This is a genomic window from Campylobacter subantarcticus LMG 24377, from assembly GCF_000816305.1.
Classification (GTDB): Bacteria; Campylobacterota; Campylobacteria; order Campylobacterales; family Campylobacteraceae; genus Campylobacter_D; species Campylobacter_D subantarcticus.
This window is the reverse complement of record NZ_CP007773.1, coordinates 253,218-271,897: the sequence shown is the minus strand read 5'-3', so window position 1 is coordinate 271,897 and position 18,680 is coordinate 253,218. Positions and strand designations below refer to the sequence as shown.

Here is an 18,680-nt window from a genome sequence, read left to right as displayed (position 1 = left end):
ATCCTATATATTTAACACTACATTAGTTGCAATCGCAATTTGATATAAAATTTGTGTTAACATGCTAAAAATTTGTAAATTTTGACTGTCTACTTTTGGTAAAACTAAAATCGAATCTCCTGCTTTGATATCTGCTGAGCTTCTACCACTGTATTTAGTTGCTTTACCATTAGCATTAATCACCAAAACTCTTGATATATCAGCTCTATCGCTAAAGCCACCCGCTAGGTTAATATAATATCTTAATTTTTCTTTATCCATATATACAAATGCACCTGGTATAGAAACTTCACCTTGGACCAAAACAAGATTATTTTTACTAGGTACATTCACCACATCACCTTCTTCTAATACTATAGAATTATACGCTTTAACATTATCAATAACAATCTGTCCTTTTGGCTGAGCTTGCTTTGCACGTGCGATAAATTCTAAAATAGTCTTAGCTTGTGTAGCTCTAATGCTAGCTTGCTCAGCATTAACTGAAGAACTAGTTAAAGCTAGTGTTTCAAGTTCTTTGAGTTGAGCTTCTATTAGCTGTTTTTGTGTGGCTGCTACACTTTTTCTAAAAACTTGTAAGGCATTGATGTTTGATTGATCATTAACCGTAATCATTTTAGCAAGCTCTGCTAAGGTTGTGCCTTTTCTTATCACCACCGAATGCAAACCATTATGCTCACCTTCTATACTAATGCTAATGTTTTGCGCTGTATAGTCAGGTCTAAATTCTATCTCATCGCCATTATGCAAACCTACACCTAAAAACTGTTTTTTACTATAAGCTTGCACATGAAGCTTGTGATCTTCTCTATAGCTTTTTACTACTGCGTTAGTAACTATAGGCTTAGCACCTGCGACTCTAGCTATATCTTCTAAATTTAAAATATCATTACTAAGTTCAAACCTAAAAGGCTTTTGCACATCTCCTTCTACAAATACATATTTTTGCACACTACCTACTAAAATCACATCTCCCATTCTAAAAGGAAATAAATCCATCTGACCTTTAAGTAAAAAATCATACAAATCTACTTTTTTAATGACTTTATTATCTCTTAAAATTTGAATATCTCTAAAACTGCCATATTCCAAATTAATCCCGCGTGCTTTATCTAAATACTGTATGATAGAATCTGAACTCAATCCTTGATAAAGTCCTGGTTGATTCACATTTCCTGTGACAAATACTGAAACATTTTGATAAATATCCATATCTGCATATACATAGACATTGCTTTTGTAAATTTTATTAATCGCTTTTGTGATAACTTGCACCAAAGCACTATTTTTCACGCCTAAAAGATTGATCGCGCCAACTTTAGGTATAAAGATATTACCTTGAGAATCTACCGTTAATGTTTGTATAAACTCTACCGCACCCCAAATTTTTACATTAATCCTATCACCTACTGCTAGTTTATAATCAGGGTTATAAACGTGTTGGGTAAATTTAGTAAAGTTTCCATTAAATAAATGTGCACCAAAAACCTTAGCTGTGGTTTGATTTATATCGCTTTGATTGTAATCATAATTTATTATTTGTGGATCCATACTTTGGTTTTGACTTTGAATTTTTGCGATTTGAGAAACATCTACCGCAGAAAATAAAAACAAAGGTAAAATTAAAAATAAAAATAACTTTTTCATTAGTATCTATGCTCCTCTATAATCATTTTAACAAATTTTACAATTCCAAATATCAAAGACAAAATCATAAAAGCCGTAAGTATATTATACAAAGCTTCTGGGTATTTTGCACTTTGTGGTAAACTTGGACTTTGTACAATCACAACTTGTTTGATCTTTCTTAAAGCCTCTATCCTAGCACTCTCATAAGCTTTTAATGCAGCAGTGTAAGCACTCTCTGCAAAGCCTGCTTCTATAGTTAGATCTTGGAATTTAGCTGCAAGATCATTAAGCTTTTGAGAAGATTTTGGTGAAGAAACTTTGGATTTTTCTTTTTGAAGTTGTTTTTTTAATGCATCTATTTCACTTTTGATTGTCACAATTTGCGGTGCATTATCATTAATATAACTTTGCATCATCAAAAGTTCTGCTTCTTTTGCGGCTATTCTTGATTCAAGCTCGGCTATGAGTTTTAAAGTGCCTTCTGCTTGTTTGAGTGGATCAAATACTCCATATTTATTTTGAAAGGCCAAAAGTGCATCTTTAGATTTTTGGTATCTTTTTTTAAACTGCAAAAGCTCTTCTTCAGCAAATTGCATTTGATCTCTTGCTGCTTTATGAGAAATTTCATTAATAAATTTTTCACTTTCTTTTACTATAGTTGAAGCGATTAAATGAGCACTTTGTGGGTCAAAGCCTTCCACTTCCACACGCAAAAGTCCATTAGCTGAGTTTTCTTGGACAATCTTAACACGGTTTTGATAGTACTTTAAAAATTCTTCTTGATCTGCATTTGGTGCAATGCTATAAAAAAAATCAAGTTTTTGTTTTTGATAAAGTTCACGAATTTGAATTTTCTCTTCTAAAATATTTAACATATCTAAAGAATGAATATAAGATTTTAGATAATTAATATCATCACTTGAAAAAGAATTATTGGTCAAGAGCGCTGCTATACCAGTGATAGCACCACTATCGCCTGTGGTTGATTTTACACTTAGCACACTTTCGCTTACATAACGATTAGCTGCTATAAAGACATAGTAAAATACCACTAGTGCGATTAAAATTAATACTAATTTAAAAGAATATAATATTTCTAAATTTTTAAGTTTTTTCAACAACTCATTTTTTTGCATTTATTTTTCCTTGATACACTGCTATACCTTCATCTACATCATCATATATCGTAGCTTGTCCATCTTGCATGAATATAATTTTATCACACCATTGTTTAATTTCAGCTACATTATGTGAAACCATGATAACTTTTGATTGGCTTAGTTTTTCTTTATAAATCTTAGTGCTTTTTTCTCTAAATTTAGGATCTCCCACCGCACCTGCTTCATCGATTAAATAATAATCAAAATCAAACGCCATACTTAAACCAAAAGAAATCCTAGCGCTCATACCTGCTGAGTAAGTATTCATAGGCTCATCAAAAAATTTACCAAGCTCAGCAAAGTCTTCTACAAATTTAATCTTTTCTTCTAAAGCTTTTCCTTTATAGCCATATACCCTTGCAACAAAACGAACATTGTCTCTTGCTGAGAGTCTGTGCTGAAAAGCTCCTGCTAAACCTAAAGGCCAAGATAGTTTTTTATTAGTTATAATCTTACCTCTATCAGGAAGCAATGAACCACTTAAAAGCTTCATTAAGGTGGATTTTCCAGCACCATTACGTCCCATCAAGCCTATACTACAGTTTTCAGGAAATTCAAAATTTAAATTTCTAAAAACATAATGCCTATCACCATTACGCAAAGGAAAAGATTTGGTTAAATTAACTAATTTTATCATCGCACTGCTATCAGCTTTTCTCTAGTAAAATAATAAAAAAACAAGCCTAAAAACAAAACTACACTCAAACATACAATAGGATAATAGTAATTATAATCATCAAGCAAAGGGTAATTTCGAAAAAAATTATATTTTAAAAGCTCCATAATATGCAAAAGTGGATTATAATACAAAATATCTAAAATAGGTTTTGGAACTATCCATATAGGAAATACCACCAAGGCTGTCCAGTATAGCACTATATTTAAATAATTTAATGCCATTTTTAAAGGTTCTGCAAAATGCCCTGCTATAGCAAAACAAATCCCTAAAGCAAAACCAAACATTACAAGCAAAAAAATCGAAAATAACACTTCTAGAAAATGCTTAGGTATCACTTGCATATGTAAAAACCAACCTGCTAAAAACATTACACAAATAAAAATAGTAAAATAAATACAAAACTCAAGCATGGTTCTAGCAACAAACACATGTATGGGACGAACAGGTTTATACGCAAATAAAGTCAAATTAGAACTAATACCACTTAAAAGTTGGGTAATAATACTTCTAAACATAAAAAAAGGTATAATGCCTACTGCTAAAAATAAAAAAATAGAAACACCTTCGGGCATGATTTGATGATGAAATTCTCTAATAAGCGTAATTATAGAAGTAATTACTAAAACTACCATCATAGGTTCACCAATCACCCAAAAATAGCCTAGATATTTATTGATACCAAATCTTGTCTTTAACTCTCTAAAAAAAAGAGCATGAATGACATTTAACATATTTTTAGCAAACCTTTTCAAATTTTCAAAATTTTTATATTATACTTTTTTATCTTATATTATATTTAACAAGGGTTGAAAAATGGCGAGAAATTTTTTTAATGATTTGGAAAAAATTTTATATCAAAAAGATATTTTTCAAAAAATCCAAGATTTTAAAAATTTCTACGATGACTTCAAAGTAAATAAGTGCGATTTTGACCATACCCATAAAGCCATCATTTGTGAAAATTCACAAGTTAAAATCCTTCATCCTATGAAAATCAGGCGTCCAAAAGAAGCAAGTAGCATTCTATCTTTAGCCAAAATCTTACATTCAGTTGCACATATAGAATATAGTGCTATAAATTTGGCTTTAGATGCTAGTTATAGATTTAAAAACTTGCCATTGAAATTTTATCAAGACTGGCTTGAAGTAGCTGATGAGGAAATCAAGCATTTTTTACTTTTAAAAAATGCTTTAAATGAATTAGGTTTTAAATATGGAGATTTTCATGCGCACGATAATCTTGAAAAAGCACTATTTTTAACCAAAGATAATCTTGCTCACAGAATGGGCATAGTTCACAGAGGGCTTGAAGCAAAAGGGCTTGATGCTAATCCTTTTGTATTAGAAAAATTAAACACCGCAAATCATCCTATAAAAAGTCTATTTAATGAAATTTTTACAATCATACTAAATGATGAGATAAAACACGTAAACAAAGGTGATTTTTGGTGGAATTACGCTAAAAAAGAACACGATAACTACCTTGATCTTTGCGCTAAATATAAAGAATTCAATCTTTTAGGAAAAATCTACAACAAAAAAGCTAGAATTCAAGCTGGATTTAAAGAGAGTGAGCTTCAAGAGTTAGAAAGTTTTTATAACAAAAAATAAAATGGTGGTTAGAGGCAGAATCGAACTGCCGACACGCAGATTTTCAGTCTGCTGCTCTACCGACTGAGCTATCCAACCACTGAATTGAAGTTGTAATTATACAAGAGTTTTTTTAAAATAAGTTGAAATTTGCATAAAAATGCAAGTCATTCAGAAAAAGCTCCAAATTTAAAGATTTTTTGCATTCTTAATGCAGCTAATTCGCGTTTGTCATGTTTTTCCAACTCATTTAAAGCATTTAACACATAATCACTTAAATTTTTAATCGCATTTTCTTTATCTCTATGAGCTCCACTCATTGGCTCTTCGATGACATCATCTATTAAACCTTGAGTTTTTAAATCATCAGCAGTTACTTTCATTGCTTTAGTAGCAGCTTCACTTTTTGATGGATCATTCCATAAAATAGCCGCACAACCCTCAGGTGAAATCACAGAAAAAACTGAATTTTTCATCATAGCTAATTTATCTGCAACACCTATAGCCAAAGCACCACCACTTCCACCTTCACCTATAACCACTGCTATAGTGATTGTTTTAAGAGCACTTAATTCATATAAATTTCTAGCTATAGCTTCACTTTGACCACGTTCTTCAGCACCCACACCTGGGTAAGCACCCGGAGTATCCACCAAAAATAACACTGGTATGTCAAATTTTTCAGCCATTTTTGCTACTCTAAGAGCTTTTCTATAACCTTCAGGATGAGGCATACCAAAATTTCTATGAAGCTTATCTTTAGTACCCCTACCTTTTTGTTCACCTATAACAATAATTTTTTTCCCACCTATATAACCTGCATAACACACAATAGCAGGATCATCCCTAAAAGCACGATCACCATGAATTTCATAAGCATCACTTAATATAGCTTGAATATAATCAAGTGCATAAGGACGATCAGGATGTCTTGCAAGCTGTAAGCGCTGATAATCACTTAAATTTTTATAAACTTTTTGAGTTTCTTTTTCAAGATTTTTTTCTAAAATTTTTACTGCTTCATCATCACCTTTGATTTTAGCATTTGTTAAATCTTCATCAATTTGCTGAATATTTTTTTCAAAATCTAAATAAGAAGCCATATTAATCTACTTTTTTGAAAATCACACAACCATTTGTTCCACCAAAACCGAAAGAATTGCTCATTACTACATTAACTTCGCTTTTTCTTGCAATATTTGGTATATAATCAAGATCACAGTTTTCATCTGCTACGATTTGATTGATAGTTGGTGGCAATACACCTTGATCAAGTGCCATTAAAGAAATAACAGCCTCAATAGCACCAGCAGCACCCAAACAATGGCCTGTTTGACCTTTTGTAGAACTAACTAAAGGAATTTGATCTTTGAAAAGCTCTTTAATAGCTGCTGTTTCATTTTTATCATTTACCGGAGTAGAAGTTCCGTGTGCATTAATATAATCTACTTTTGGATTTCCTGCCATTTTTAAAGCTTTTTTCATAGCACGCAATGGCCCTTCTAAAGTAGGCGAAGTGATATGATGTGCATCTGCACTTTCGCCAAAACCTACTAACTCAGCATAAATTTTAGCTCCACGCTTTTTAGCAGCTTCATATTCTTCAAACACTAAAGCACCAGCACCCTCACCCATCACAAAACCATCTCTTTCTTTGTCAAATGGTCTTGAAGCTTTAGCTGGATCATCATTTCTAGTAGAAAGAGCTTTCATAGCAGCAAACCCGCCAATACCCACAGCACAAATAGCTGCTTCAGCACCTACTACAAGCATTTTATCTGCATTGCCTAAAGCTATGCTTTTATAAGCTTCGCCTATAGCATGAGTTCCTGCTGCACAAGCAGTCACGCATGAGATATTTGGTCCTTGTAATCCATGCTCGATTGAAATAATCCCACCAAGCATGTTAACTAAAGCTGATGGTATGAAAAAAGGAGTAATTTTGCGTGGTCCACGCTGTGCGCAAGTAACAGAATTTTTTTCTATATTTGGTAAACCACCTATACCAGCTGCTGAAACTACACCAAATTCTTCTTTGTTTAAAGTTTCATCAAATTTAGCATCTTCCATAGCTTCTTTTGCTGCTTTAATACCAAGTTGTATAAAACGATCTATCTTTTTAACCTCTTTAGCATCACAAACACTTAAAGGATCAAAATTTTTCACTTCAGCAGCAATTTGCACCGGAAAATCAGTGGTATCAAAAAGAGTGATTTTATCAACGCCACTTTTACCATCACAAATTGCTTTAAATGAGTTATCTTTATCTAGGCCAAGAGCATTGATCATTCCTATACCTGTTACTACAACGCGTTTCAAACCGCACTCCTTATTAAAAATTAAAATTATTTTTGAAGATTTTCTATATAATTAACCACGTCTTCGATTTTTACTAGTTTTTCAGCATCACTGTCTGGAATTTCTACATCAAATTTTTCTTCTAAAGCCATAACTAATTCAACAACATCTAAAGAATCCGCACCTAAGTCTTCAATGATTTTAGATTCCATTTTAACTGCATCTTCATCAACACTAAGTTGCTCAACAACTACTTTTTTTACATCATCAAAAATTGCCATTTTTATCTCCTAGTTTAAAAAATTAAACCACATTTTACAATAAAAAAATAAATTTCTTGTTTAAAAAGTTAAAAATTAAAGATTATTACGAAAAATTTAATTATCTGTGTTTAAATAAAAGCTTAAAAATTTTAGCAAAGGTAATTGATGCTTTTAGATAAACTTATAAAAGAAAATAAAAAAACTTGGGAACAATACATCCATCATGAATTTGTAAAAAAACTTCAAAATGGCACTTTAGAAAAAGATGTATTTTTGTTTTATCTTAAACAAGATTATATCTTTTTAAATAATTACGCAAAATGCTATGCTTTGCTTGCTTTAAATGCAAACAATGCTAAAGAAATTCAATTTGCCATTAAAAATCAAAACTACACTTTAGAAGGAGAATTAGAGCTTCATAGAAGTATTTTAAAGCTAGGTATTGATGTAGAAAAACTTGACTATAAAGATGAAAGTTTAACTAATATTGCTTATACAAGATATTTGCTAAGTGTGGGGCAAAATGGAGATTATTTAGATATGCTATGTGCTTTGAGTGCTTGTGCTATAGGCTATGCATATATAGGAGAAGAAATTTATAAAGGACTTAATGAAAAAAGCTTAGAAAATCATCCTTACAAAGAGTGGATTTTAACCTATGCGGGTAAAGAATTTCAAGATGAAATTAAAGAATTTAAAGACTTTTTTAATTCTTATGCAAATAGCATTAGTGAAGAAAAATTTAAAAAATTAAACGAAATTTTTTACACCACAGTAAGACTTGAAGTAGCTTTTTGGCAACACTCTTTAGAGCAAAAAATGGAAATTTAATCATCATAAAAATGATTAAATTATCAATTTTGCAATATTAATCCCTACAAAAGCAATTAAATACACACATAAAGATGTAAATATAAAAAGATACCATGCATATTTTTTATTTCCTGCTTCTTTAGCAAAAACTATAGTTGCTGCAAAGCAAGGATTATAAATCATAACAAAAAGTATAAAAGCAACTGCTGTACTAAATGGGATGTTTTCTTTTATAGCTTCTTGTAAATTTAAATTTGTCTCATCAACTTCATCACCTAAAGAATAAAGCACATCCATGATGGAAATCATCACTTCTTTAGCAGCTAAACCACTCACCAATAAAACACTCAACCTCCAATCAAAACCAAGTGATGCAAATACCGGTTCTATTGCTTTTCCAAATTCTCCTAGGAAGCTTTTTTCTATCTGAAGTTCTTGACTTAATGCATTATGAGTTTTATCTTCTTGTATAGGAAAATTACTCGCAAACCAAATAAGCAAAGAAGCTGTCAAAATAAAAGCACCTACTTTTTTAAATACATTTTTGCTTTATTAAACACCATAAACCATACCAAATTCTAATTAGGCATTCTATATTATGGCATTTCCATAACAAAAGGTTCATCTTATCCTCTAAAAGCACTCATTCTTAAAATTTTAGCTGCGATCGAATCCAAAAAAAGCACCCAAAAAGTAAATTCCAAAAAGATAATTTCCAGTCACTTCAGCAGGAAAAAATACTCCAATAAAAAGCACATATGCAGGAAGCCTTGCACCACAACTCATAAAAATTAATAATACAATCGATCTTTTTTATTTTTCAGAGTTCTTGTAGTCATAAATGCAGACACAGAACAACCAAAACCAGTGATTAAAAGAATAAAGCTTTTGCCATGCAAACCAATTTTACATAAAATTCCATAAAATAAAAACATAACACGAACCACATATCCAGTTGTTTCAAGTAAAGCTATGCCAAAAATAAAATCACAACATTAGGTAAAAAAGTCACAACCACACCAACACTGCTCAAAATTCCATCAGCCAAAGCAGAAGCGATAATTTCATTACTAATATTATCTTTTACCCTATTTCCTAAAAAAAGCAAAAAATTTTCAATATAATCCATGGGGATTTGACCTAAGGTAAAGGTTAGTTAAAACAAAACCCACATAAAAAATAAAAACATAGGAATTTCTAAAAATTTATTGATTAAAATAGAATCTATTTCTTTGGTATGATTTTTATACTTAATACCCTTGCTTAAAACCTTAGTACATATACCATTTGCAAAAGCAATCAGCTCTTCTTTAAAAATACTTTCCATATCTTTGCTATGATATACCATATAAATTTTTTCTAAAACTTCATCAAGTATTTTCCTTAAAGCTTATGAAGTGCTTATATTTACATCATTTTTAAGTAAAGCAAGCACTAAATATTTTGTAGAATAATTCAAATAAGTAATTTCATTTTGTTTTAAAAATTCACTTATTTTTTGTAAGTTCTTCTTCTATGATATCGCTATAAACACGCTCTTTAGCTTCAAATTTAGCTTCATGGGTTGAAATGATTAAATCCAAAAGTGCATCTAGATTTTCTTTAGTTTTAGCGCACACGCCAAGACAAGGTATATTTACAAGTTGAGATAAAATTTTAAAATCTATACTAAAACTCTCATTTTAGCTTCATCTTGCATATTTAAAGCCATAATATTTTGATTTTAGCCTCTATAAAAATGCACTCAAAATCAAATTACACTCCAAATTTGTAGAATCAAGCACATTCACCACAAGATCATATCGACTTTTTGAAAAATTCTTTTGTGATTTCTTCCTCTTCGCTATAGCCATCTAAAGCATAAGTTCCTAGCAAATCAATCAATTTCATCTCATAGTTTTTTTAAAACACTCTAGCTTCAGCTTTTTTTACTGCTACTCCACTAAAATTACCTACTTTCATATTGGCTTTACATAGCGCATTAATCAATAAACTCTTACACACATTAGGTTGACCTACTAAAGCAATGGTACTTTGTCTCATTTTAACTCTTTTGTAATTTCTATGATTTTTGCTTCACTTGAACGCAAAATCACGCAAGTTACATCAAGTTCTACCATAATAGTAGAATTTGCTATAGAAGATCGTATTTTTTTGATTTTCAGCAAAACTAAAACTAAAAAATCTTACTTATTGTTGTTTATCAGCATTAAAGCCTACTATAATAGCTTCTTCATTATCTTTTAATGCATCTAAAGTCATGTTTTTCCTTACAAAAACTAAGATAAAACATTATATAAAAAATTAAATTATTTCTTTTTTAAAATAATAAGCAATCTCAAAAAATGAGATTGCTAGAAATCAAAATCATTTAGATTTTCTAAATTTTGAAGCTTTTTGACTAATTCCTCAGCCTTTTCTAAAGAAAGTGCTATGCTAGCATTAGAAAGAAATTTATCTTTTAATTCATCAAAACTTAAAGGATTATCAAAATTTCCTTTATTAATCAGTACATCTTTTTTAATTACTCTTCCATCATTTAAAACAGCTTCTAAATGTCCTGGAAAGTATTTAGGAAAACCACTAGATTTTTTCTTTTCATAGCTAATTTTTTTAGCAAATTCTATCACTTCGGCTCTATTTAAATTTTCATAAGATTTTAAAGTAATTTTGCCATCAAAAAATGCCAAAGCCATTAAAAAAGGCATGGAAAATTTGGCTGCATAAGCACTTTGTGGAGTGTATTTTGCTTCGATTGGATCACAGATAAATGAAATTGGCACCTCATCTACAAAACAATGCAAACTTTTGATATCTTGTGCTTTTAAGCCATCATTTCTTAAGCTCATAGCACAATCAATAAGCCCATGCGCAAAATGACAACTTGGATAAGGTTTTAATGATACTTGCATTACTTGCCAAATTTCATTCAAGCCCTTGCAAAGTTCATTTTTATCACATTCATCTTCTAAACCAAAAGTTCTAAAGACATTATCCCTTCCTTCAAATATACTTAAAGGACCGCTCATGTTAGCTTTTACGAAATTTGCTACTAAAATTCCATTTTTCAAAGCATTAGCTATGTGTAAAACTTTAGAATTAGAACCATTGGATAAAAACTCATTTACCCCACTTGCAAAACTTCCTGCTAAACCCAGTGCATTGATAATTTGCTCTTTATTTAAATCAAGCAAAACACAACCTGCAACCACACTACCAAAAATTCCTGCTATAGCTGTAGTATGAAAGCCGCGTTTGTGGAAACTTCCTTTGCTTGCTATACCCACTCTAGCAGCAATTTCCCAACCCACTATAAAAGCTTTCAAAACTTTCTTTCCATCTTTACTTACGCTAAATCCATAAGTTAAACAAAGTGGAGTTAAAATAGCACTAGCGTGTAAAATAGCTTCAGTATGAGTATCATCAAAATCAAGGGCATGTGCTGCAATAGCATTTACCATCGCAGCATAAATTACATCAAGCTTTTTATCCTCACTCCAAATTTTTTCACTAGGATTTACGCTTAAAGCTTCAAAAGCCTTAGTTGCGTTTAAAACACAAGCTTCATTTTTAGCAGCTAGGGCTGTTCCTAGTGCATCAAGCATAAGCTCTTTTGCTCTTTGCTTTACTTCACCAGGAATAGCTTCATAGTCTAAATTTACGATAAATTCGGCTAGTTTTTCACTTAAATACATTTTTTCCTACTTTAGAATTGGTGCATTAGCGATTTTTTCTAAGAACTCATCAACTAATTTTGGTGCATAACCTACATAAGTTGTAGCATCCATTAAAACATCAATGTCTTTTTCACTTAAAACCTTATTCACACGCTCATCTTCAAGTAAAACTTCTTTAAAAGTTTTATGATTTTCTATACCTCTCATAGCATTTTCATATACAATTTCATGTGCATGTTGCTTACCATAATGATCACTCAAAGCAAACATCACGCGTTCTGCTAATACAAAGCCATTAAGCGTGTTAAGATTTTTTAGCATTTTGTCTTTTTTAACCTCTAAACCATCAAAGACAAATTTCATATTTGCTAATACCACTGAAAGCATTAAAAAGGCTTCTGGCAAAAGCTTCCATTCCATTTTCCAAACTTGACCATCTCTTTCATGCTCATGTCTTTCTATATCACTTAAAATTGCAATATTTGCTCTTAAAGCATTACTTACTGTTACTGCATTTTCACTTACTGCAGGATTTCTTTTATGAGGCATAGTAGAGCTTCCTACTTGACCTTTTCCAAAAGGCTCAGCAATTTCATTGATTTCATTATGAGCTAAGATTAAAAGTTGATGTGCGATTTTATTAAAGGTTGCATTGATATTACCCAAAACATAACCAAGCTCAATGAAACGATCTCTTGCTGGTTGCCATGAGATATCAGGAACTTCTAAACCTAAACTTTCTAAAGTAAGTTTTTCTACTTCATTAGCTTTATCACTCAAACTTGCTTTAGTTCCTACTGCACCTACGATTAATCCTACATATAATCTTTTTTCAAGCTCGATAATTCTTTCATAATGACGGTTAAGCTCACTAAGCCAAATTGCAACTTTGTGTCCAAAAGTTATAGGTAAAGCTTGTAAAGCCAAGGTTCTTCCCATCATTGCAGTGTTTTTATGCTCTTTTGCGATTTTTGCTAAATTTTTCGCTATATCTTTTAAATCTTGCTTGATTAAAGTCATAGCTTCTTTAAATTGTAAAACTATACCTGTATCAATGATATCTTGTGTTGTTACACCAAAATGCACATATTCGCCAAGACCATTTTCACAAGCTTTTTCCAAACCACGTACAGTAGGCACTAAAGGGTGTTTAGTCTTTTTAAACTCAGTAAAAATAAAATCCATGTCCATAAATTTATAATGAGCTTTTTTAGCTATTTCTGTAGCTGCTTCATTAGGGATAATGCCAAGTTTTGCTTGAGCTTTTGCCAGGGCAGCTTCTACATCAAGCCATTTTTGAATTCTATTTTCTTCACTAAAAATAGCTCTCATTGCAGGGGTGCTCCAAGAATCTTGAAGCAACCTCATATCAAATACACTCACACCCATATTTTATCCTTTAAAATTTATTTTTTCAAATGCTTGTTTTAAATCAGTGATCAAATCCTTACTATCTTCAAGACCTATATGAAATCTTACAAAAGGCCCTCTAGTACTCCAATCTGTAGCAGTTCTTGGTGGAGTAGTAACCGTAGCTAAACTCTCATATCCGCCCCAACTTGCACCGATTGAAAAATACTCTAAATTATCTACAAATTCAATAACATGTTCTTTTGAAATACCATCTGCAAATTCAATCGTTACCATACCATTGGCACCTTTATGATCACGCATAAAAACTTCATGGTTTGGATGAGTTTTTAATTTTGGATAAAAGATTGTTTTAACTTCTTTTCTACTTTGTAAAAACTCTACTACCTCATCGGCACTTTTTTCATGTGCTCTCATTCTTACATCTAAAGTTCTCATGCCACGAAGTACTAAATAAGCATCATCAGGACTTGTGGTAAATCCTAAAGCTTCTGGTAATTTATCAAAATTTTTCCATTCTTTTTCATTAATCACTACTATACCCATGGTTACATCTGAATGTCCACTTAAATATTTAGTCGCTGCAATCACTGAAATATCTGCTCCAAGCTCAAGCGGATTTAAAAAATACCCACTTGAATAAGTATTATCAATCGCTACTGGTATGTTATGTTTGTGTGCAATTTCGCAAAGTTTTGGCAAATCTATGATTTCATAAAGTATAGAACCTGGGCTTTCACAAAGGATTAATTTTGTATTTGGTTTAATTTTTTCTTCTACATCAGAAGCATCAGCTTTTAAAAAGTCAATTTCTATACCCATTTTAGCTAAAAATAACTCACAAATTGTTCTAACAGGTCCATAAATAGCATCAGTAATTAAAAAATGAGCATCTTTACTAGCATAGTTTAAGAGTACCATGGCTAGTGCTGCAAGTCCTGTTGGGAAAAGTTGTGCTCTATAACCGCCTTCAAGCTCACAAATTAGTTTTTCAAGTTCAAAATTAGTTGCTGTACCTCTAGCACCATAACTTAAAACACGATCTGTTTTTCTTTGCTCGCGGTATTTTTGCCAAGTTGCATGATCTTTAAAAAGTATAGTTGATGCACGCATTAAGGTTGGATTGACTGATCTTACTTCAGCGTTTTGATCACCTCTTCCTAGGTGGATTAATTTAGTTTTGTTGTTCATTTTGTATTCCTTTTTATAGATAAATATAAGTCATAATCACATTAACAATAGCAGCTACAAGCATAGGAATAGCCGTTCTTTTAACTACCTGCAAGGGATTAACCTTTGCCATAGTAGAAATTGCTAAAATAGCTGGGGCTATTGGTGAAACACATCTTCCAAAACCTGTCATTATTTGAATTGGTGCTATCATGGTGATAGTTTCCACTCCAAAAGATTTTGCTATATTTGGTATAAGTGGAGCAAAAGAGAAAAATGCTGCATTACCAGAGCCCATTAAAAATGCACATACAGCAAGTAAAATAGAAACTGCTATAATAATAGCAAGCACGTCAAAACCCGCATCTTTTGCAAAATTTATTAACGTATCTACAAAACCTATCGATAGTAGTCCACTTGCAAAAACTTGACCACAAACAATCAAAGAAACAGTTATCACAAACAAATGACCCATACCCTTAAAAAATACCATAATAGAATTTAAGGTATCTATAAAACTTTTATGACGAATAATTTCAAATACAATTGCTATAAAAGTCGAAATCATCATTGCAACTGGTACATTCATTTTAATAGCAGTAGATGAGGCTGCTTTTACTTCTTCTATAGTAGTAAATCCCAATAAAACCAATATGCTATCTAAAACACTACTAAAACCTAAAATTAACACTAAAGGTATAATAGGTAAAATTGCATAAATTCTAGGAGGTTTTTTTAGCTCTTTATTTTTTCCATCATGCTCACTCAATTCTTTTTCAATATCATCAGAGTTAAATACAAATTTTTCTTTTTTATCAAAATACTTAGAACAAAAATAAATTGCAATACCCACTGCTATGATAATTGGCATAGTGGTTGGAAGTTGATAGTGTACAAAATATACAGCCGGATCAATTTCAGCTGTTTTTGAAGCTAGTATTACATTTCCACTTCCTGGTCCATGATCAATATATTGACAAATAGCAATAATTGAAAGTGCTGATAGTTTAGAAACACCTGAACGCACTAAAATAGGATACATTGTAACCATAAGTAATAATGCCAAACCTGCATGTGAAGGTATAAAAAGTACTAAGAACTGAATTACAAAATATGAAACTAACAATAAAATATAAGGTGATTTTACTGCCTTTAAAGGTCTTTCAAATACTTTAAATAAAGCATAACTTGCACCTACATGATCCATATAAGCAGAAAATCCTGCTATACACATTAAAGTAAGTCCAAGTCCTGCTAAAGTGCTTGACATTTTAGTATTTACCACTTGAAAAATATCAAAAAGACCTAAATGTAAAGATTGCTTCGCATCAATAACTGGTGAAAGCCCAAAAACTCCTGATAAACACAATAACAATAGACCGCTTAGTAACAATGCCATATGTGCATTTACTTTTCTTACTAACATAAAAACAAGAAATATAATAGAGCATCCAGCTAAACACAAACTAAACATATCTTATCCTTTATAAGCAATAACCTCTATTTCCACTTTTGCCCCCTTAGGAAGATCTTTTACTGCAAAAGCACTTCTTGCAGGATATGGAGCTGTGAAAAATTCAGAATAAACCTCATTAAAAGCTACAAAATCATCAATATTTGCTAAAAAACAAGTTGTTTTTACTACATTATTAAAATAAAGATTATTTTCTTCCAATATAGCCTTAATATTTAACAATGATTGTCTTGTTTGATCCTTCACATTTTCACTTTCTATATTTCCACTTTGTGGATTAATAGGAAGCTGTCCTGAAATAAATAACAACCCATTCGCTTCTCTATAAGCTGAATATGGTCCTATAGCCTTTGGATAATTTGCCATATACACTCCTTTTATTTTAATGAAATTACAATATAATATTATCATTATAATAATAAGTTGTCAATATTTTTTTATCATAATAATAATTTTTTTTATTGAAATAAATATCAACAACTTTGATAAAATCAATACAATATTTTGTAAAATAACAAAAAATAACAAAAAAGGTCTAGAACATGGATGAGCTACAAAAAGAATTATTTATCAAACTTACTCAATTTTTAGGACAGGTACTTGGGGATCAATATGAAATAGTTTTTCATGTGATTGCACCTGAAGGTTCATATATTGCAGCTATTGCAAATAATCATATTAGCGGGAGAACTATCAATTCACCTTTAACCTCCTTCGCAAGCGAACTCGTGCAAGAAAAAGAGTATTTAAACAAAGATTTTTTATGTGATTATAAAGCAAAGGTTGGAAAATCTAAGATCGTTACTGGATCAACCTTTTTTATAAAAAATCAAAACAAAATTGTAGGAATTTTATGTATAAATCATGACACCACAGAACTTAGAAATGCTATTAGTAAAATCATAGAACTAGAAAAAATTAATGATTTTAGTGATTTATTAGATATTCACAATCAAAACAATGTAAATTTACATAATGTGAGTAATATAGAAACACTTAGTCATTCTATAGAAGATATTCTAGCTGAAAACATAGACTTAAAATATTTAAATTCAGGATATAGCTTAAGCACTGAACAAAAAGATGAGATTATTAAAAAGCTTCACTCAAAGGGAATTTTTAATATAAAAGGAAGTATACCTATAGTTGCTAAGTCACTTAATATATCAGAACCTAGCGTCTATAGGTATTTGCAAAAACTTAAAAATAACCTTTAGATGATTAAAAAACTATTTGCGATATAAAGTAAGCACTCACAACAGCACCAATGATTAAAGCAAAACCTGGTCTTAAATAAGAGTGATTGATTACAAATTTACCTATTTTTGTTGTACCTGTTCTATCAAAAGCAACACAAGCTATTTGATTAGCTCCTGGTACTATAAAATCTCCACTCACGCAAGGATAAAGCACAATAAGAATTTGAGGAGGAATTCCCAAACTCACACCCAAAGGCATCAAAGCAGCTACTGTTGCAGCTGGAGAAAAAATCACCATAGAAAAGGCAAATAAAGCCACACCAAATAAATACGGATAATCTTCTACAACATGTGATAAAGAATCACTAAATAAAGGTTTGTAGGCTTCAAAAAATGTCCCTGTCATCCAAGCTATACCAAAAACCCCTACAACGCCTATAAGTCCCGATCTAAACACCGAAGCTTCACCAAGCTTATTGGCAGGTACTTTAGCAAAAAGCATGATTAAGCATGCTGTTGCTAACATGATCATTTGAATTAAATTTGGAGTAGAAAGTCTTTCTATTTTACCATTTGCAAGCTCATAGTGAGGTAACAAATTTGTAAAAGTCCCAAAGAAAATAATGGTTAAAATCCCCAAAGCAAATATTAATAAAGCTCTTTTAATTTTAGGATCTGTTTCTTGTTTATCTTCTTGTTTATCTTGAGTTAAAAACTGATACTCCCCTGCTCTTACTCTTCTTTGAAATTCCTCATCTTGCTCAAGCTCTTTTCCTCTTTTAAAAACGCTCAAACAAGCACATATAACACCAATTAAAAACGCTGGCATTACCACGGCTAATATTTGAACAAATCCTACACCACTAATGGCCAAAACAGCCACCATACCTGCAGTAGCTGCACTCATAGGAGAAGCCACTACTGCAATACCTGCTGCTATAACTGAAACCGAAAGTGGCCTTTCAGGGCGAATTTTAGCTTGAGCAGCTACTTCAGCAATCACTGGATAAATAGAAAAAGCCACATAAGTAGTACCACAAAATATTGTAAATGTGGATGTGATTAATGGACCCATAAAAACAATAGCTTGAGGTTTTTTCTTTAATGTTTTTTCGGCTATTTTTACTAACAAATCAAGCCCGCCTGCACTTTGTAAAACACTCACGCAAGTAATCACAGCAAGTATAATAAACACAACACTCACAGGAAGTGAAGCTGGTTGCATACCAAAAACTAGCACTAAAATACACATACCAAGCCCACCTGCAACCCCAAGTCCTATACCACCATATCTACCACCTATGGCTATCATAGAAAAAATAATAAAAAGTTGAAGTATAAAAATAATATCCATTAA

General features: G+C 31.4%; 18 protein-coding genes, 1 tRNA gene and 2 pseudogenes. 3 read left to right on the top strand and 18 right to left on the bottom strand.

The features are described 5' to 3' along the window. Positions 1–3: 3 nt before the first annotated feature. From CSUB8523_RS01520 to kpsM, 4 genes are read right to left on the bottom strand one after another with little or no spacing between them, the layout of a single operon-like run. Positions 4–1,647, bottom strand: a complete 1,644-nt coding sequence (locus tag CSUB8523_RS01520; RefSeq protein WP_043019402.1) for a capsular polysaccharide export system, periplasmic protein — start codon at positions 1,645–1,647, stop codon at positions 4–6. Next, complete coding sequence (locus CSUB8523_RS01515; RefSeq protein ID WP_043019401.1) at positions 1,647–2,765, bottom strand: capsular polysaccharide export system, inner membrane protein; 1,119 nt, start codon at positions 2,763–2,765, stop codon at positions 1,647–1,649. The genes CSUB8523_RS01520 and CSUB8523_RS01515 overlap by 1 nt, the downstream gene beginning before the upstream one ends. Continuing rightward, positions 2,752–3,426 (bottom strand): capsular polysaccharide export system, ATP-binding protein, encoded by a 675-nt coding sequence (locus CSUB8523_RS01510; protein WP_043019400.1) that lies wholly within the window; start codon positions 3,424–3,426, stop codon positions 2,752–2,754. The genes CSUB8523_RS01515 and CSUB8523_RS01510 overlap by 14 nt, the downstream gene beginning before the upstream one ends. After that, positions 3,423–4,199, bottom strand: a complete 777-nt coding sequence (kpsM, locus tag CSUB8523_RS01505) for a capsule polysaccharide transporter KpsM (protein WP_043019399.1) — start codon at positions 4,197–4,199, stop codon at positions 3,423–3,425. Before kpsM ends, CSUB8523_RS01510 begins: the two co-directional genes overlap by 4 nt. Positions 4,200–4,281: 82 nt before the next feature. Between kpsM and CSUB8523_RS01500 the strand changes: the two genes are divergently transcribed. Continuing rightward, positions 4,282–5,079, top strand: coding sequence for a ferritin-like domain-containing protein (locus CSUB8523_RS01500; RefSeq protein WP_043019398.1), 798 nt, complete (start codon positions 4,282–4,284; stop codon positions 5,077–5,079). Positions 5,080–5,081: 2 nt separating this feature from the next. Here CSUB8523_RS01500 and CSUB8523_RS01495 read toward each other — a convergent pair. From CSUB8523_RS01495 to acpP, 4 genes are all read right to left on the bottom strand, one after another. Next, positions 5,082–5,157 (bottom strand) — tRNA-Phe (locus tag CSUB8523_RS01495). A gap of 68 nt (positions 5,158–5,225) precedes the next feature. Then, on the bottom strand, positions 5,226–6,161 hold the full coding sequence (locus tag CSUB8523_RS01490; protein WP_043019397.1) for an acetyl-CoA carboxylase carboxyltransferase subunit alpha: 936 nt from the start codon (positions 6,159–6,161) through the stop codon (positions 5,226–5,228). A 1-nt stretch (position 6,162) separates the two neighbouring features. Then, positions 6,163–7,377, bottom strand: a complete 1,215-nt coding sequence (locus CSUB8523_RS01485) for a beta-ketoacyl-ACP synthase II (RefSeq protein WP_043019396.1) — start codon at positions 7,375–7,377, stop codon at positions 6,163–6,165. Positions 7,378–7,403: 26 nt separating this feature from the next. Further along, complete coding sequence (gene acpP, locus CSUB8523_RS01480) at positions 7,404–7,637, bottom strand: acyl carrier protein (RefSeq protein WP_039617517.1); 234 nt, start codon at positions 7,635–7,637, stop codon at positions 7,404–7,406. Positions 7,638–7,784: 147 nt separating this feature from the next. On the opposite strand from acpP, the gene tenA reads away from it, so the two are divergent. Further along, positions 7,785–8,450 carry a thiaminase II gene (gene tenA, locus CSUB8523_RS01475; protein ID WP_043019395.1) on the top strand — a complete coding sequence of 222 codons (666 nt, stop codon included), beginning with the start codon at positions 7,785–7,787 and terminating at the stop codon, positions 8,448–8,450. Between the two features lie 15 nt (positions 8,451–8,465). On the opposite strand, the pseudogene feoB reads toward tenA, so the two are convergent. From feoB to CSUB8523_RS01445, 9 genes and pseudogenes are all read right to left on the bottom strand, one after another. Next, positions 8,466–9,807, bottom strand: a pseudogene (gene feoB, locus CSUB8523_RS01470) (ferrous iron transport protein B); the annotation flags it as partial. Positions 9,808–10,229: 422 nt separating this feature from the next. Beyond that, positions 10,230–10,322 (bottom strand): FeoB small GTPase domain-containing protein, encoded by a 93-nt coding sequence (locus tag CSUB8523_RS10595; RefSeq protein ID WP_167333017.1) that lies wholly within the window; start codon positions 10,320–10,322, stop codon positions 10,230–10,232. 12 nt (positions 10,323–10,334) lie between these two features. Next, positions 10,335–10,475, bottom strand: a complete 141-nt coding sequence (locus tag CSUB8523_RS10590; RefSeq protein WP_167333016.1) for a FeoB small GTPase domain-containing protein — start codon at positions 10,473–10,475, stop codon at positions 10,335–10,337. After that, positions 10,472–10,694, bottom strand: a pseudogene (locus CSUB8523_RS09725) (FeoA family protein). The gene CSUB8523_RS10590 and the pseudogene CSUB8523_RS09725 overlap by 4 nt, the downstream one beginning before the upstream one ends. 92 nt (positions 10,695–10,786) lie before the next feature. Then, positions 10,787–12,127, bottom strand: a complete 1,341-nt coding sequence (locus tag CSUB8523_RS01465; RefSeq protein ID WP_043019394.1) for an MmgE/PrpD family protein — start codon at positions 12,125–12,127, stop codon at positions 10,787–10,789. Positions 12,128–12,133: 6 nt separating this feature from the next. Further along, positions 12,134–13,498 carry an adenylosuccinate lyase gene (gene purB / locus CSUB8523_RS01460; RefSeq protein WP_043019393.1) on the bottom strand — a complete coding sequence of 455 codons (1,365 nt, stop codon included), beginning with the start codon at positions 13,496–13,498 and terminating at the stop codon, positions 12,134–12,136. A 3-nt stretch (positions 13,499–13,501) separates the two neighbouring features. Then, positions 13,502–14,671, bottom strand: a complete 1,170-nt coding sequence (locus tag CSUB8523_RS01455; RefSeq protein ID WP_043019392.1) for a trans-sulfuration enzyme family protein — start codon at positions 14,669–14,671, stop codon at positions 13,502–13,504. Between the two features lie 13 nt (positions 14,672–14,684). Continuing rightward, complete coding sequence (dcuC, locus tag CSUB8523_RS01450) at positions 14,685–16,124, bottom strand: C4-dicarboxylate transporter DcuC (protein WP_039662758.1); 1,440 nt, start codon at positions 16,122–16,124, stop codon at positions 14,685–14,687. Positions 16,125–16,127: 3 nt separating this feature from the next. Next, complete coding sequence (locus CSUB8523_RS01445) at positions 16,128–16,490, bottom strand: Rid family detoxifying hydrolase (RefSeq protein ID WP_039662756.1); 363 nt, start codon at positions 16,488–16,490, stop codon at positions 16,128–16,130. A gap of 176 nt (positions 16,491–16,666) precedes the next feature. Here CSUB8523_RS01445 and CSUB8523_RS01440 point away from each other — a divergent pair, with 176 nt between their 5' ends. Next, the gene (locus tag CSUB8523_RS01440) at positions 16,667–17,341 is read left to right on the top strand and encodes a YheO-like PAS sensor domain-containing protein (protein ID WP_039662754.1); all 675 of its coding nucleotides are present in this window, start codon (positions 16,667–16,669) and stop codon (positions 17,339–17,341) included. A 4-nt stretch (positions 17,342–17,345) separates the two neighbouring features. Here CSUB8523_RS01440 and CSUB8523_RS01435 read toward each other — a convergent pair whose 3' ends face one another. Next, entirely contained in the window at positions 17,346–18,677 is a 1,332-nt protein-coding gene (locus CSUB8523_RS01435; protein WP_043019391.1) for an anaerobic C4-dicarboxylate transporter family protein, read from the bottom strand. Between the last annotated feature and the right edge of the window lie 3 nt (positions 18,678–18,680).